Consider the following 14,357-nt stretch of genomic DNA (forward strand, 5'->3'; position numbering starts at 1 on the left):
GCTTCAAGCGCTTTGCTGCATCCCGCACGCGCGCGCATAGCGCGAGATCACGTCCCGGATTCGGTGGCGCACCCACGCGACCGGCTCGCGCTCGAGCTCGCCGCGACGGCACGCGGCATACACGTCGGGCAGCCATTGCGCGACGAGCGTCTCGGGCGGCGCGCGGCGCGCGAGGTTGTCGAAGAGGCGCGCGAGCGCCGCCGCGACGGCGGGCTGCAGCCAGTAATAGCGGATCCGGTCGCTGTAGCTGAACTGACGCGCGAGCCGCTGCGCGAGCGCGTCGCCGCGGTAGTACGGCGCCCAGTATTCGGGACGCTCGCGCATCGCCGCATCGATCACGTCGCGCAGCTGCGAGCGTTCGGACGCGTCGTCGAAGAGCGCATCCTCGATGTAGGTCAGCGCGAACAGCGCCTCGCGCAGCGCGAAGGTCAGCGCCGGCCCGACCTTCAGGATCGCAAAGTGATCGCGAACGAGCGCGGCGAGCGCGTCGTCCGTCTGATAATCGGTCGAATGCGCTTCGAACACGAGCGGCGGCGTGCGCAGGATGCTCGCACCGAGCTCGGCTCCGCGCGCCGGATCGTAGTCGAGCACGCGGCGATCGTCGAAGTCGACGCCCGGCTGTGCGACGATCGCGATCACGCGCGACCACGCGTCGCGCAAGCCGTGCCGCGCGAACGCGTCGCGATGCGCGGCGAGCGTCGCGCTCACGCTGTCCGCGCGCGTGACTTCGATTTGCGAGAACGCGCCGCGATGGCCGGCCGCCGCGCCGCGCGCATCGCTCGCCGGGGGATTCGCTTCGCCGCCATGCTCGTTCGCCGCGCCATGCGCCGCTTCATGCGCCGCTTCATACGCCGCGCCGGTTGCCGTGTCCGTTGCCGCGCCGGCCGCCGCCACGCTCAGCTCGCCGCCCGGCGTCGGCACTTCAGTGCCGATCACGTAGACGGGCGACACGCCCGCGGCGGCGGCCGCCTCTTCCGCGGCCGCGCAAAGCTGCGCCGCGCGCTCGGCGAGCGTCGCGTCGGACAGCGGCGCGGCATCGTCCGCGCACGCCATGCTCGCGTCGAGATGGATCTTCATGAAGCCCGCGGCGACGTACGCGGCGACCATCGTCCGCGCCTCGCGCATCGCGTCGTGCGCGCACAGGTGCCGCCACGGATTCGGGCCGAGGTGATCGCCGCCGAGAATCAGCGCCTGCGCCGGAAAGCCCGCGTCGCGCGCGAGCGCGTCGACGTCTCGCCGGAAATCCGCGGGCGTCATCCCGGTATAGCCGCCGCGATGATTGACTTGGTTGCAGGTCGCTTCGACGAGAAGCGGCGATTCGTCCGCGCGCGCCGCTTCGAACGCCGCTTCGAGCACGAGGCGATGCGCACTGCACACCGAATAGATGCCGCTCGCGCGGCCCGCGCGGTTCGCGTCGAAGATCCCGCGCAGCATCTGCACCGGGTGGCCGGTCGCACGCGGGCGTTCGACGACGGTGCTCACGCCGCGCATCGCCCCCCCCGCTCGGCGAGAAAACGATCGATTTCGTCCGGCATGCTGTTGCCCTCCATCGGCCCGACGCGCGACACCGCGAGCGCGCCCGCCGCGTTCGCGCGAGCGAGCGCGGTCGCGGCCGGCAGCCCCGCGATCGCGCACGCGACGAACGTGCCGCCGAAGCAGTCGCCCGCGCCGGTCGGATCGACTTCGGCGGTCTCGTATGCGGGCGCGGCGACGCTGCCCGTGCGGTCGAACGCGGCGCTGCCCGCCGCGCCGCGCTTCAGCACGACGCGCTCGAGGAGCGGATGCGTCGCGAGCAGCCCCGCGATCGCGCGCTCGGCCGGCTGCGGTCCGCAGAAGAACGGCAGATCGGCGTCGCTCGGCAGGAACAGGTGGCACGCGTCGAGCATCTCGCGGAGCGCCGAGCGCATCGGCGCGAACGCGAGCATCTCGGCGCGCACGTTCGGATCGAACGAGATCTTCGCGCCGACGCGCGCCGCCTCGATCACGCCGCGCTTCACCGCGGCGATCGCGTTCTCGCTCGTGAGCGACGAGCCCATCACGTGGAAATAGCGACAGCCCGCGAACATCGACGGATCGACGTCGGCCGGCTCGAGGAGCGCGGATGCGCTGCCTTCGATGCTGAATACGAATTGCCGGCCGCCGTCCGCGCGATAGGCGACGCATGCGATGCCGGTCGGCCGCGCGGCGCGGCGAACGCGCGCGACGTCGACGCCGTGGCCCGCGAGCCGCGCGACGATCGCGTCGCCGAACGCGTCGTTCCCGACGCAGCCCGCGTACGCGACCGACGCGCCCATGCGCGCCGCCTGATCGGCGAAGATCGCGGGCGCGCCGCTCGGAAACGGGCCGGCGAACGCGCCCGGCACATCGAAGCCCTGGCCGCGCTGCGCGGCGACGAATTCGGCGAGCAGTTCGCCTGCGGCGACGATCGCGGCCATCACGCCGGCTCGCGCAGGGCCGCCCCGAGGCGACTGACCGCCCCCGCGCGGGAGAACGAGCGACGAAAGCATGGGAATCGTTTCATGTCAGCTCATCCAGTTGCCGCCGTCGACGTTGAGCGTCTGGGCGGTGATGTAGTCGGCGTCGGCCGACGCGAGGAACAGCGCGGCGCCGGTGAGATCGTCGGGCACGCCCATTCTGCCGAGCGGCACCGCTTCGCCGACGAGCCGCTTCTTCTCGCCGAGCGGGCGGTTCTCGTAGCGCGCGAAGAGCGCGTCGACCTGCACCCACATCGGCGTGTCGACGACGCCGGGCGCGATGCCGTTCACGTTGATCCGGTGCTTCGCGAGCGCGAGCGCGGCCGACTGCGTGTAGCTCAGCACCGCGGCCTTCGTCGCGCAGTAGTGCGACACGAGCGCCTCGCCGCGGCGGCCCGCCTGCGACGCCATGTTGACGATCTTGCCGCCGCGCCCCTGCTCGACCATCCGCTGCGCGACCGCCTGCATCAGGAAGAACATCCCCTTCACGTTGACGGCGAAGAGGCGGTCGAACACGTCCCACGATTCGTCGAGGAGCGGGCGCATGTCGAAGAGCGCCGCGTTGTTGAAGAGAATGTCGACGCCGCCGAAGCGCTCGACCGCCGTGGCGACGATGCGCGCGATGTCGTCGCGGCGCGTGACGTCCGCCGGCACGGCGATCGCGCGGTCGGAATGCGCGTCGATGAGCCGCGCGAGCGAGCCGTCGGCCGGCTTCAGATCGACGAGCACGCAAAGCGCGCCCTCTTCCAGATAGCGCCGCGCCACCGCTTCGCCGATACCGCTTGCCGCGCCCGTCAGGATCGCGACCTTCTCCTGCAGTCTCACGGGTGTCTCCGATTCGTTATACGTCGCGCCGTCGGCCGTCGAATCGAGCGTTCGCTCGCCTATCGATCATTTGCTCCATGCGCGAACGCATGATCGATCACGAATCCGGCACTGTCAAGGCGGAAGAGCCGTCTTTCGATGATGCGCCGCCGCATCGCGAATGCGGGCGGCTCAGGCGGGAGAAGGGCTACGGGCGGGGTGTACGGCGCGAGGATGCAACGCGATCGGATACGTTATATCATCACGCCATCTTCCGTCCGACCGGTTCGCACGATGGCCTCGACCCACTCGCTCTCCGCCCGCCTCTCCCGCGCCGACGCGTTCGCCGCCGAGCACGGCCTCGCGTGGACGCCGCTGCGCCGGCAAGTCTACGAGCGCGTGCTCGCCTCCGGCCGGCCGATCGGCGCGTACGATCTGCTCGCCGAGCTCGAGCCGCAACGCGGCCGCGTGCCGCCGACGACCGTCTACCGCGCGCTCGAATTTCTCGTCGAGCACGGCTTCATCCACCGGATCGAATCGAAGAACGCGTTCATCGCGTGCTGCGAGATCGGCAAGCCGCACGAAGGGCAGTTCCTGATCTGCGAGGAATGCGGCGAAACCGTCGAGATTCCCGGCGGCGATCTCGCCAAGCAGCTCTCGGCGAGCCCGCCCGCGCACGGCTTCGAGGTGCATCGGCAGGTCGTCGAGCTGACCGGCCTCTGCGGACAGTGCAAGACGAAGCACGCGCACCACGGCTGAGCCGCTCGACATCTTTTCCGGCTGCCTTCCCCCGGCTTTTCATTCCGTCAACCGAATCGAGGATCGACCGCATGTCCTTTGCCGCCACGTTGCGTGCGCCGTTGCGCACGTTTGCATCTTTGTCGCGCGCGCCGCGTTCGGCAGGCTCGCCGCTCACGCTGCGCGCGTCGCGCGTGACGCGCACGCTCGCCGCCGGCGTCGCCGCGCTCGCGCTCGCCGGCACCGCGTTTGCGCAGAACGCGACGTTCAAGATCGTCGCCGCCGAGAACTTCTACGGCGACGTCGCTAAGCAGATCGGCGGCGCGCACGTCGTGGTGTCGAGCATCCTCAGCAATCCGGATCAGGATCCGCATCTGTTCGAAGCGAGCCCGAAGGTCGCGCGCGAGCTGCAGCGCGCGGACCTCGTGATCTACAACGGCGCCGACTACGATCCGTGGATGGCAAAGCTCCTCGCCGCGTCGAAGAATACGAAGCGCAAAGCGGTCATCGTCGCGGAGCTCGTCGGCAAGAAGGCGGGCGACAACCCGCACCTGTGGTACGACCCGGCGACGATGCCCGTCGCCGCGCGCGCGCTCGCCGCGGCGCTCGGCTCGGCCGATCCGGCGCACAAGGCCGAGTACGACGCGAACCTCGCGAAGTTCGTCGCGTCGATCAAGCCGATCGACGCGAAGGTCGCCGAGCTGCGCGCGCGCTACAAGGGCGTGCCCGTGACCGCGACGGAGCCCGTGTTCGGCTACATGGCCGATGCGATCGGGCTCGAGATGCGCAACCCGCGCTTCCAGCTCGCAACGATGAACGACACCGAGGCGAGCCCCGCCGACGTCGCCGCGTTCGAGAACGATCTGAGAAAGCGCCAGGTGCGCGTGCTGATCTACAACAGCCAGGCGGTCGAGCCGATGACGAAGCGGATGCTGACGATCGCGCAGGATGCGCGCGTGCCGACGGTGAGCGTCACCGAGACGCAGCCCGCCGGCAAGACCTTCCAGCAATGGATGCTCGCGCAGCTCGACGCGCTCGCGGCGGCGCTCGGCCAGCGTCCGTAACGACATGACCCAATCCATGCATGCGCTCGAACTCGAACACGTGACGCTCGCGCTCGGCGGCCGCACGATCCTGCGCGACGTGAGCTTCGCCGTCGAGGCGGGCGAATTCGTCGGCGTGCTCGGGCCGAACGGCGCCGGCAAGACGACGCTGATGCGCGCGGTGCTCGGCCTCGTGCCGGCCGAATCCGGCGCGATCCGCGTCGCGGGCGAGCCCGTCGCGCGCGGCAATCCGGCGATCGGCTACATGCCGCAGATCCGCAGCGCGCTCGCCGGTCGCCGCGTGCGCGGCCACGACTTCGTCGCGATGGCGGCGGACGGCCATCGCTGGGGGCTGCCGCACGCGAGCGCTTCGGTCGCGGCCGACGTCGACCGCGTACTCGAGCTCGTCGGCGCGACGGCCCTCGCGAAGCGGCCGCTTTCCGAGCTGTCGGGCGGCGAGCGCCAGCGCCTGCTGCTCGCGCAATGCCTGCTCGGCGCGCCGAAGCTCCTGTTGCTCGACGAGCCGCTCATCAGCCTCGATCCGAATCATCAGCGCGGCGTCGTCGAGCTCGTGCGGCGCGTGCAGCGCGAGCTCGGCATCACCGTGCTGTTCTCCGCGCACGAGCTCAACCCGCTGTTGAACGCGCTCGATCGCGTGCTGTATCTCGGCAACGGCGTCGCGGCGCTCGGCACCGTCGACGAAGTAATCACGAAGCCCGTGCTGTCGCGGCTGTACGGCTCGCCGATCGACGTGATGCGCGTGAACGGCCGCATCTTCGTGATGTCGGGCGACGTCGAGGTCGAGAAGCACGATCACGGGCACGAAGACGAGCACGACCACGAGCATGCTCGCGGACATGGGCACGGCCATGGCCACGCCCACTCACACGGCGCCGGACACTCACACGATGTTTGAATACGAATTCATGGTCAACGCGTTCGCGGCGGCGGGGATCGTCGCCGTGCTCGCGGGCATCGTCGGCTACTTCCTCGTGCTGCGCGGGCAGACGTTCGCGGGCCATGCGCTGTCGCACGTCGGCTTCACCGGCGCGACGGGCGCGGCGCTCCTCGGCCTGTCGCCGATCTGGGGGATGATCGGCTTCACGCTCGCCGCCGGCATCGGCATGGGCGCGCTCGGCGAGCGGCTCGCGGGCCGCGACGTCGCGATCGGCGTGATCCTGTCGGTCGCGCTCGGCTGCGGGCTGCTGTTCCTGCATTTCTACACGAGCTACGCGACGCAAGTCACGGCGCTCCTGTTCGGCAACGTGCTCGGCGTGAGCCACGCGACGCTCGTCGTGCTCGCCGCGATCGGCGCGGTGAGTCTCGTCGCGCTCGCGGCGATCGCGCGGCCGCTCCTCTTCGCGTCGCTGCAGCCGGAGCTCGCGGAGGCGAAGGGCGTGTCGCTGCGGCTCGTGTCGATCCTGTTCCTGTCGATCTGCGCGCTCGCCGTCGCCGCGTGCACGCAGATCGTCGGCGTGCTGCTCGTGTTCACGCTGCTCGTCGGGCCCGCGGCCGCCGCACAGAATCTCGCGACGCGCCTCACGACGGGCGTCTGGCTCGCGGCCGCGTTCGCGCTCGGCGAAGCGTGGCTCGGCATCACGCTCGCGTATTACACCGACTGGCCGACGAGCTTCTGGATCACCGCGCTGTCGGCAGTCGTCTATGGCGCGAGTCTCGCCGGGCGGCGGCACAACGCATGACGTTCGGCGGCGCGCGAAGCACGCCGATCGGCCGATAGAAAAGCCCACGCCGCTCGCCTGAGCCGTGTGGGCTTTTTTCGTTGCCGGGTCGCTCTCGCGAGCGATCTATCGTATGCTCATCGGCACAGCACGCGCGCGTGATGCTCGATGTGATCGGCGATGAACGTCGAGATGAAGTAATAGCCGTGATCGTAGCCTTCGTGACGGCGCAGCGTGAGCGGCTGCCCCGCCGCGCGGCATGCGGCCTCGAACACGTCCGGGTTCAGCTGCGTCGCGAGGAACGGGTCGGCGAGCCCCTGATCGATCAGAATGCCTTCGCCGAAGTGCGGCGCGTCCGCGCGCGCGACCCGTTCGCTTGCGTCGTACTGCTTCCACGCGTCGCGATCGGCGCCCAGATAACCGGAAAACGCCTTCTCGCCCCACGGGCAACGCGTCGGCGCCGCGATCGGCGCGAATGCCGACACCGACCGATACACGCCCGGATTGCGCAGCGCGAGCACGAGCGCGCCGTGCCCACCCATCGAATGGCCGAAGACGCCGAGCCGCGCGCCGTCGATCGGCAACCCGGCCGTCACGATCTCGCGCAGTTCGTCGACGACGTACGCATCCATCCGCCAGTGCGTCGACCACGGCGCTTCGGTCGCATTCACGTAGAAGCCCGCGCCGACGCCGAAGTCCCACGCATCCGCCTCGCCCGGCACGCCCGCGCCGCGCGGGCTCGTATCGGGCGCGACGAGCGCGATCCCATGCCGCGCGGCGAAGCGCTGCGCGCCCGCCTTGATCGCGAACGTCTCCTCGGTGCACGTGAGCCCCGCCAGATAGAACAGCGCCGGCACGCGGCCGTGCGCCGCCTGCGGCGGCACGTACACCGAGAACTGCATCGGCAGTCCGATCGCCTTCGACTCATGGCGATAGAAGCGCTGTTCGCCGCCGTGACACGCGTGCGACGAAACGAGTTCGAGCATTGTCCGTCTCCTGTCGATCAGATGTCGACCGAACCAGGCGCCTTGGCGCTTGGGTCGGTCCGATGCGAAGCCGTTAGCGCATCGGCGCTGACTCCGCTCGCAAGCAAGGTTCGCGATCAGTACAGCACGACCGAGCGGATCGACTCGCCCTTCTTCATCAGATCGAAGCCGTCGTTGATCCGTTCGAGGGGCAGTGTGTGCGTGATCAGGTCGTCGATGTTGAGCTTGCCTTCCATGTACCAGTCGACGATCTTCGGCACGTCGGTGCGCCCGCGCGCGCCGCCGAACGCCGAGCCTTTCCACTCGCGGCCCGTCACCAGCTGGAACGGCCGCGTGCTGATCTCCTCGCCCGCCGCCGCGACGCCGATGATGAACGACTGGCCCCAGCCCTTGTGCGTGCACTCGAGCGCCTGGCGCATCACCTTCACGTTGCCGATGCATTCGAACGAATAGTCCGCGCCGCCGTCCGTCAGTTGCACGACGTGATCGACGACGTTCTCGACCTCGCTCGGGTTGACGAAGTGCGTCATGCCGAATTTCCTCGCCAGCTCGACGCGCTTCGGGTTGAGGTCGACGCCGATGATCTTGTCCGCGCCGACCATCTTCGCGCCCTGGATCACGTTCAGGCCGATCCCGCCAAGACCGAACACGACCACGTTCGCGCCCGCCTCGACCTTCGCCGAGTAGACGACCGCGCCGACGCCCGTCGTCACGCCGCAGCCGACGTAGCAGATCTTGTCGAACGGCGCGTCCTCGCGCACCTTCGCCACCGCGATCTCCGGCACCACGATGTAGTTCGAGAACGTCGACGTGCCCATGTAGTGGAAGATCGGCTTGCCGCCGATCGAGAAGCGCGACGTCGCATCGGGCATCAGGCCCTTGCCCTGCGTCGCGCGGATCTTCTGGCACAGGTTCGTCTTGCGCGACAGGCAGAACTTGCACTCGCGGCATTCGGGCGTGTAGAGCGGAATCACGTGGTCGCCCTTCCTCACGGTGCCGACGCCCGGACCGACGTCGACGACGACGCCCGCGCCTTCGTGGCCGAGGATCGCCGGGAAGATGCCTTCGGGGTCCGCACCGGAGAGCGTGTAGTAGTCCGTGTGGCAGATGCCCGTCGCCTTCACCTCGATCAGCACCTCGCCCGCGCGCGGACCTTCGAGATCGACCTCTTCGATCGTCAGCGGTTCGCCCGCCTTCCAGGCGATCGCGGCTTTCGTTTTCATGCGTGTTCTCCAGAGAAGTAGCTGGGTTGAGTGCCCAAAGTGTATCCGCATGCACGGCCGGCCCGGCGGCAGCGGCAAGGAAATTGGCAGGAATCGGCGGAAAGTTGTCAGGACCCGGCGGCCATCGCCATGCCCGTTCCTGCGGCGCCGCCCGTTCTTCCCGTCCGTTCTTCCCGCCCGGGTGCGCACATGCCCGGGGGCCGGATGCCCGCGACGGGTGACGCGCGTCGCCGACGTATCCGGAGCACGCGCGCCCGCGCCCGGCGGGCGCACGTGCCGCCCGTGATTGTGCCCCAACTCGCCGCACGCCGCCGCACGCCGCCGTTCGTCGACGGGGCGCGATCGGTCGCGACGCGCGAGCGGACCGGATAAACGAACCCGCAATACCGGTGCCGGCGCGCCGCCGGACGCAGTGCGCCCCGTGCCCAGGAGAACCGCGCCCGCCGGCAGCGCTCGCGAACAACGGCGACCGTGCGCGCCGGGACGCGCTCCCGCGGCGCGAGCGATCGTCCGGATCGATGAAGTGGGTTAAGATCGGCGCCGTCTCGGCAAGTCGATGGTGAAACGGCATGGCAGCGGAAATCCCCCCTCGGCATCGAACGACGACCGTCGATGTCGTGATCTATCCGGGATTCAAGGCAATCGAGGCCGTCGGCGTCATCAACGTGTTCGATTATGCGAACGCGCGGCTCGCCGCCGCCGGACACGCGCCCGTCTACGATCTTCAGATCGCCGCGCCCGCGAAGGGCGCAGTCAAGTCCGACACGCTCATCGTGCTCGAAGCGACCAAGGCGATCGATACCCTCGCCGTGCCGGATACGGCGATCGTCGTCGGCGCGCGCGACATCGAACGCGCGCTGCGCGACACGTCGATGCTCGTCGGCTGGTGCCGCGACGTGTCCGGCCGGATCGGCCGGATGGTGGGGCTGTGCTCCGGCTGCTTCTTTCTTGCCGAGTCCGGGATGCTGGACGGCCGCCGCGCGACGACGCACTGGAGCGTCGCGACCATGTTGCAGGTTCGCTATCCGGCGGTAAAGGTGGAACCCGACGCCATTTTCGTGCGGGAAGGCAACGTGTGGACTTCGGCGGGCGTCACGGCCGGCCTCGATCTCGCGCTCGCGATGGTCGAAGAGGATCTCGGCCGGGAGATCGCGCTCGCCGTCGCGCGCGATCTCGTGATCTACCTGAAACGGCCCGGCGGACAATCGCAGTTCAGCGTCTATCTGGCCAGTCAGATGACCGCCCACTCGTCCATCCGCGACGTTCAGGACTGGATTCTGAATTCGCTGGACGAGCGTTTGACCGTTGCGCAACTCGCGAAGCGCGCCACGATGAGCGAGCGCAACTTCATCCGCGTCTTCGTGCGGGAAACCGGCTATCGACCGGCCGAATTCATCGAAATCGCACGACTGGAAAAAGCGCGTCGAATGCTCGAGCAAGAAGGGCTGCCGCTCAAGACCGTCGCCGTTCGCAGCGGATTTCATTCCGACGATCAACTACGGCGCGTGTTCGTGCGCCGCCTGGGCGTGACGCCCGGCGCCTACCGCGAACGGTTCTCCGGCACCGGCGTGCGCGAGCTGCCCGCGAGCGGCGACGCGCACTGAAGCGTCGGCCGCGCCGGCGCTCTCCTGCCGGGCGCCCGGCGAAACGCCGTGCGTCGCCGTGTCCGACCGCCGTTTTCGGCGGCGCGGCGATGCGATTCGCGTGGCGAACGCTTCGCTTTCACGACGACGTTCGCGCCGCGCCGGTCGAAGCGGCATCGACGCCGGCCGGCGCGACGGAAACACTCACACGCCCGCCGCGAACCATGCTTCGGTGCGTCGATAGAGTTCGACGAAGCGCGCGTGGCGCGCGGCAAGCGAGGCATCGTGCGCCGGCGCGGCGACGCGGGTCGCGCCCGGCGCGAGCGCGGCGAACTCCGCCGCCCGCCAATGGCCCGCCGCGACGCCGCCGAGCAGCGCCGCGCCGCGCGCGGCGGCGTCCGCGCCGTCGACCGCGAAGAGCTCGACGTCGAGCACGTCGGCGAGCAGTTGCCGCCAGCGCGGCTCGACCGAGCCGCCGCCCGCGAGCCGCAGCGCACGCACGGGCGAGCCGTCGGCGCGGATCGCGTCGAGCCCCGCGCGCAACGCGAACGCGACGCCTTCGAACGCCGCGCGCATCAGCGCGCCGCGCGAGTCGCCAAGCGACAAGCCGAGCCAGCCGCCTCTCGCGGCGGGATTCATCCACGGCGAGCGCTCGCCCGTCAGATACGGCAGAAAGCTGATCCGCGGCGATGCGTTCGCGCCGAACGCATCGTCGTAGGCGGCGCGCCAATCCGGATAGACGAGCCAGCCGCGCGCCGATTCGAGCGCGATCCCGACGTTCTGCATCGCGGCCATCGTGTAATAACGCGCGCCGCCCGCCGCACGATAACGGTGCAGGCCCGCGCGCGGCACAGCGCCCTGCGCGGTCAGCACGACGATCTGGCCGCCCGTGCCGGTCGTCAACAGCGCGTCGCCGTCGTGCGCGAGGCCGCTGCCGAGCGCCGCGCACGGCGTGTCGCCCGCGCCCGTCGCGAGCGCGATGCCCGCGGGCAGGCCGAGCGCGCGCGCCGCATCGGCCGACAGCGTGCCGCACCGCGCGTCCGATGCGCTCGGCGGCGCGAACAACGCGCGTGGCAAGCCGAGCGATTCGATCAGCGCATCGTCCCAGTCTCCGTCCGGGCCCGCGAGCGCGGTCGCGCACGCGTCGGACGGATCGCTCGCGACATCGCCGCCCAGCGCGACGCGCAGCCAGTCTTTCGGCTGCAGCGCCCAGCGCGCGGCGCGCAGCGTGTCGGGCTCATGCGCGGCGAGCCACGCGAGCAGCGGCCCCGCCATGCCGGGCGACACGGGATTGGACGCCGCGGGCCAGCTCGCGACGAGCGCGGTCGCCCGCGCATCGGGCCAGAGCATCGCGGGCCGCAGCGCGCGCCCGGACGCGCCGGTCAGCACGACGCCGTGCATCTGCCCGGAAAAGCCGATCGCCCGCACCTGCTCGCGCTCGCGTCCGGGCAAGCGCTGCGCGGCGTCGGCGAGCGCGCGCCACCACGCGGCGACGTCGATCTCCGCCCAGCCTGGCTGCGGCGTCGCGACCGCGTACGCGGCGCCCGCCGACGCACATACGCGCCCGTCGCCGTCGACGATCGCGAGCTTGAGGGAACCGGTCCCCAGATCGATGCCGAGAAATCGCATAACGAAACATGGATTCGAATGAGCCGACGCCGATGATAACCGTCCGCTCGTCCGCGCTCACGCAGTCCGCGTGTACCGCCCAAATTCCCGCACGAAACGGCTGCGCGCGGGTTAACCCGGTGCGAATTTCGCGCGTCGCGCGCGGCCACTATGCCGCTCCGTCGATACAGACCATAAACCAGACGATATTTGGCGACGTCGACCGATCAATTTTGGCCGGCGATAAAACCGCGACACCCACTTGCCCGCAGGTCCCCGAGATGAACGCATCGCTCCCCGACGCCCCGCGCGCATATCGACGCAGCAAAGCACGGAATAGAACCCAGTGCTCTTGTTGCGGTTCGTCGATGCGCATAACGTCGAATCATCTTCAAAACAAGATCATGGAGTGAGACAGATGCAATCGAACACGGTCCATCCGTGCGATGACGTGCTGCCGTCCGGCAAGCTGCTGACGCTCGGGCTGCAACACGTTCTCGTCATGTATGCAGGCGCCGTCGCGGTGCCGCTCATCGTCGGCGGCGCACTCAAGCTGCCGAAAGACCAGATCGCCTTCCTGATCAGCGCGGACCTGTTCGCGTGCGGGATCGCGACGCTGATCCAGACGCTCGGCCTGTGGATCTTCGGGATCCGCCTGCCCGTCATCATGGGCTGCACGTTCGCGGCCGTGGGTCCGATGATCGCGATCGGCACGAACCCCGGCCTCGGCATCCTCGACATCTTCGGCTCGACGATCGCGGCGGGCGCGATCGGCATCGTGCTCGCGCCGATGATCGGCAAGCTGCTGCGGTTCTTTCCGCCCGTCGTCGTCGGCACCGTGATCTCCGTGATCGGTCTGTCGCTGATGGAAGTCGGGATCAACTGGGCGGCGGGCGGCGTCGGCAATCCGAATTACGGCGATCCGGTCTATCTCGGCCTGTCGCTCCTCGTGCTGATGCTGATCCTCCTCATCAACAAGTTCGGCCGCGGCTTCGTCGCGAACATCTCCGTGCTGCTCGGCATGGTCGCGGGCTTCGCGATCGCGTTCGCCGCGGGCCGCGTGAACACCGACGGCGTCGCGGCCGCGCCTTGGGTCGGCCTCGTGACGCCGTTCCATTTCGGACTCCCGCACTTCGATCCGCTGTCGATCGCGACGATGGTGATCGTGATGTTCGTCACGTTCATCGAGTCGACCGGGATGTTCCTCGCGGTCGGCGACATGGTCGAGCGGCCCGTCGATCAGGACACGCTCGTGCGCGGGCTGCGCGTCGACGGGCTCGGCACGCTGATCGGCGGCATCTTCAACTCGTTCCCCCACACGTCGTTCTCGCAGAACGTCGGGCTCATCGGCGTGACGGGCGTGAAGAGCCGCTTCGTCTGCGCGACGGGCGGCGCGATCCTCGTGCTGCTCGGGCTCTTTCCGAAGATGGCGCAGCTCGTCGCGTCGGTGCCGCCGTTCGTGCTCGGCGGCGCGGGCATCGTGATGTTCGGGATGGTTGCGGCGAACGGCGTGAAGGTGCTGTCGAAGGTCGACTTCGTGCGCAATCATCACAACCTGTTCGTCGTCGCGGTGAGCATCGGCCTCGGGCTCGTGCCCGTCGTGTCGCCGAACTTCTTCTCGAAGCTGCCCGCCGCGCTCGCGCCGATCCTCCACAGCGGGATCCTGCTCGCATCGGTGTCGGCCGTCGTGCTCAATCTCGTGTTCAACGGCGTGAAGGGCGAGAAGGACGCGCGCAGCGACATCCGCCGCGCGGGCCGCGATTTCGACGGACAACCCGCCGACCTGCATTGAGCCACGACCGCGCGGCGCGCGCCGCCGCGCGGTCGCTCGAACGAAAACACCGCTTTTCGAATGGCGTCCCAAAAACCGGACACCGATCCGATCTCCGGCGTGCGCTTCATTTCGCGACACATTCCGTTTCTCGACGCGTCCGCTGCGCTGAAGACAAAAAACCCCGCGTTCCGAAGAACGCGGGGTTTTTGTTCGTGCATCGCGATGCGACGCGACCGCTTCCGATCGCACGGCGCGAGACGAACGAATCGACCGCCTTCGTCCGCCGTGCGGTGCGTGCGAACGCTCAGCCGGCCGTCGCCGCGCTGACCGCGGCGGCGGGCGCGGCCGACGCCGACGCCGGCGCAGACGCCGCCGCCTTGCCGTAGTCGGCCGGCGCGTCGGCCGGACGCGGCGTCTCGCCCGCGCGCTCGATCCAGCCGCCGCC

Annotated in this window: 12 protein-coding genes; 6 read left to right on the forward strand and 6 right to left on the reverse strand. The window is 69.6% G+C overall.

What is annotated here, in order from left to right:
• Positions 1–3 precede the first annotated feature (3 nt).
• The 3 genes from WS69_RS26810 to WS69_RS26820 form a co-directional block, all read right to left on the reverse strand.
• Positions 4–1,491, reverse strand: coding sequence for a class II D-tagatose-bisphosphate aldolase, non-catalytic subunit (locus WS69_RS26810; protein ID WP_059473672.1), 1,488 nt, complete (start codon positions 1,489–1,491; stop codon positions 4–6).
• Complete coding sequence (locus WS69_RS26815; protein ID WP_059473673.1) at positions 1,479–2,435, reverse strand: sugar kinase; 957 nt, start codon at positions 2,433–2,435, stop codon at positions 1,479–1,481. Before WS69_RS26815 ends, WS69_RS26810 begins: the two co-directional genes overlap by 13 nt.
• 87 nt (positions 2,436–2,522) lie before the next feature.
• Positions 2,523–3,299 carry an L-iditol 2-dehydrogenase gene (locus WS69_RS26820; RefSeq protein WP_059473674.1) on the reverse strand — a complete coding sequence of 259 codons (777 nt, stop codon included), beginning with the start codon at positions 3,297–3,299 and terminating at the stop codon, positions 2,523–2,525.
• A 273-nt stretch (positions 3,300–3,572) separates the two neighbouring features.
• Here WS69_RS26820 and WS69_RS26825 point away from each other — a divergent pair, with 273 nt between their 5' ends.
• From WS69_RS26825 to WS69_RS26840, 4 genes are all read left to right on the forward strand, one after another.
• Positions 3,573–4,037, forward strand: a complete 465-nt coding sequence (locus WS69_RS26825; RefSeq protein ID WP_059473675.1) for a Fur family transcriptional regulator — start codon at positions 3,573–3,575, stop codon at positions 4,035–4,037.
• A 71-nt stretch (positions 4,038–4,108) separates the two neighbouring features.
• Positions 4,109–5,080 (forward strand): metal ABC transporter solute-binding protein, Zn/Mn family, encoded by a 972-nt coding sequence (locus WS69_RS26830; protein WP_059473676.1) that lies wholly within the window; start codon positions 4,109–4,111, stop codon positions 5,078–5,080.
• 16 nt (positions 5,081–5,096) lie between these two features.
• The gene (locus WS69_RS26835; protein ID WP_059473677.1) at positions 5,097–5,975 is read left to right on the forward strand and encodes an ABC transporter ATP-binding protein; all 879 of its coding nucleotides are present in this window, start codon (positions 5,097–5,099) and stop codon (positions 5,973–5,975) included.
• Positions 5,968–6,759, forward strand: a complete 792-nt coding sequence (locus WS69_RS26840; RefSeq protein ID WP_059473678.1) for a metal ABC transporter permease — start codon at positions 5,968–5,970, stop codon at positions 6,757–6,759. The genes WS69_RS26835 and WS69_RS26840 overlap by 8 nt, the downstream gene beginning before the upstream one ends.
• A 116-nt stretch (positions 6,760–6,875) precedes the next feature.
• Here WS69_RS26840 and fghA read toward each other — a convergent pair whose 3' ends face one another.
• Entirely contained in the window at positions 6,876–7,724 is an 849-nt protein-coding gene (fghA, locus tag WS69_RS26845) for an S-formylglutathione hydrolase (RefSeq protein ID WP_059473679.1), read from the reverse strand.
• A 116-nt stretch (positions 7,725–7,840) separates the two neighbouring features.
• Entirely contained in the window at positions 7,841–8,947 is a 1,107-nt protein-coding gene (locus WS69_RS26850; RefSeq protein WP_059473680.1) for an S-(hydroxymethyl)glutathione dehydrogenase/class III alcohol dehydrogenase, read from the reverse strand.
• 569 nt (positions 8,948–9,516) lie between these two features.
• Here WS69_RS26850 and WS69_RS26855 point away from each other — a divergent pair.
• Positions 9,517–10,551: a GlxA family transcriptional regulator gene (locus WS69_RS26855; protein ID WP_059473681.1), complete on the forward strand. Its 1,035-nt coding sequence runs from the start codon at positions 9,517–9,519 to the stop codon at positions 10,549–10,551.
• A 183-nt stretch (positions 10,552–10,734) separates the two neighbouring features.
• Here the strand turns inward: WS69_RS26855 and WS69_RS26860 are convergent, their stop codons facing one another.
• Positions 10,735–12,159: a xylulokinase gene (locus WS69_RS26860; protein ID WP_059473682.1), complete on the reverse strand. Its 1,425-nt coding sequence runs from the start codon at positions 12,157–12,159 to the stop codon at positions 10,735–10,737.
• Between the two features lie 397 nt (positions 12,160–12,556).
• Here WS69_RS26860 and WS69_RS26865 point away from each other — a divergent pair, with 397 nt between their 5' ends.
• Positions 12,557–13,930 carry a nucleobase:cation symporter-2 family protein gene (locus WS69_RS26865; protein ID WP_059473683.1) on the forward strand — a complete coding sequence of 458 codons (1,374 nt, stop codon included), beginning with the start codon at positions 12,557–12,559 and terminating at the stop codon, positions 13,928–13,930.
• The last annotated feature ends 427 nt before the right edge of the window (positions 13,931–14,357 follow it).

It is taken from the genome of Burkholderia sp. BDU5, assembly GCF_001522845.1.
GTDB classification, from domain to species: Bacteria; Pseudomonadota; Gammaproteobacteria; order Burkholderiales; family Burkholderiaceae; genus Burkholderia; species Burkholderia mayonis.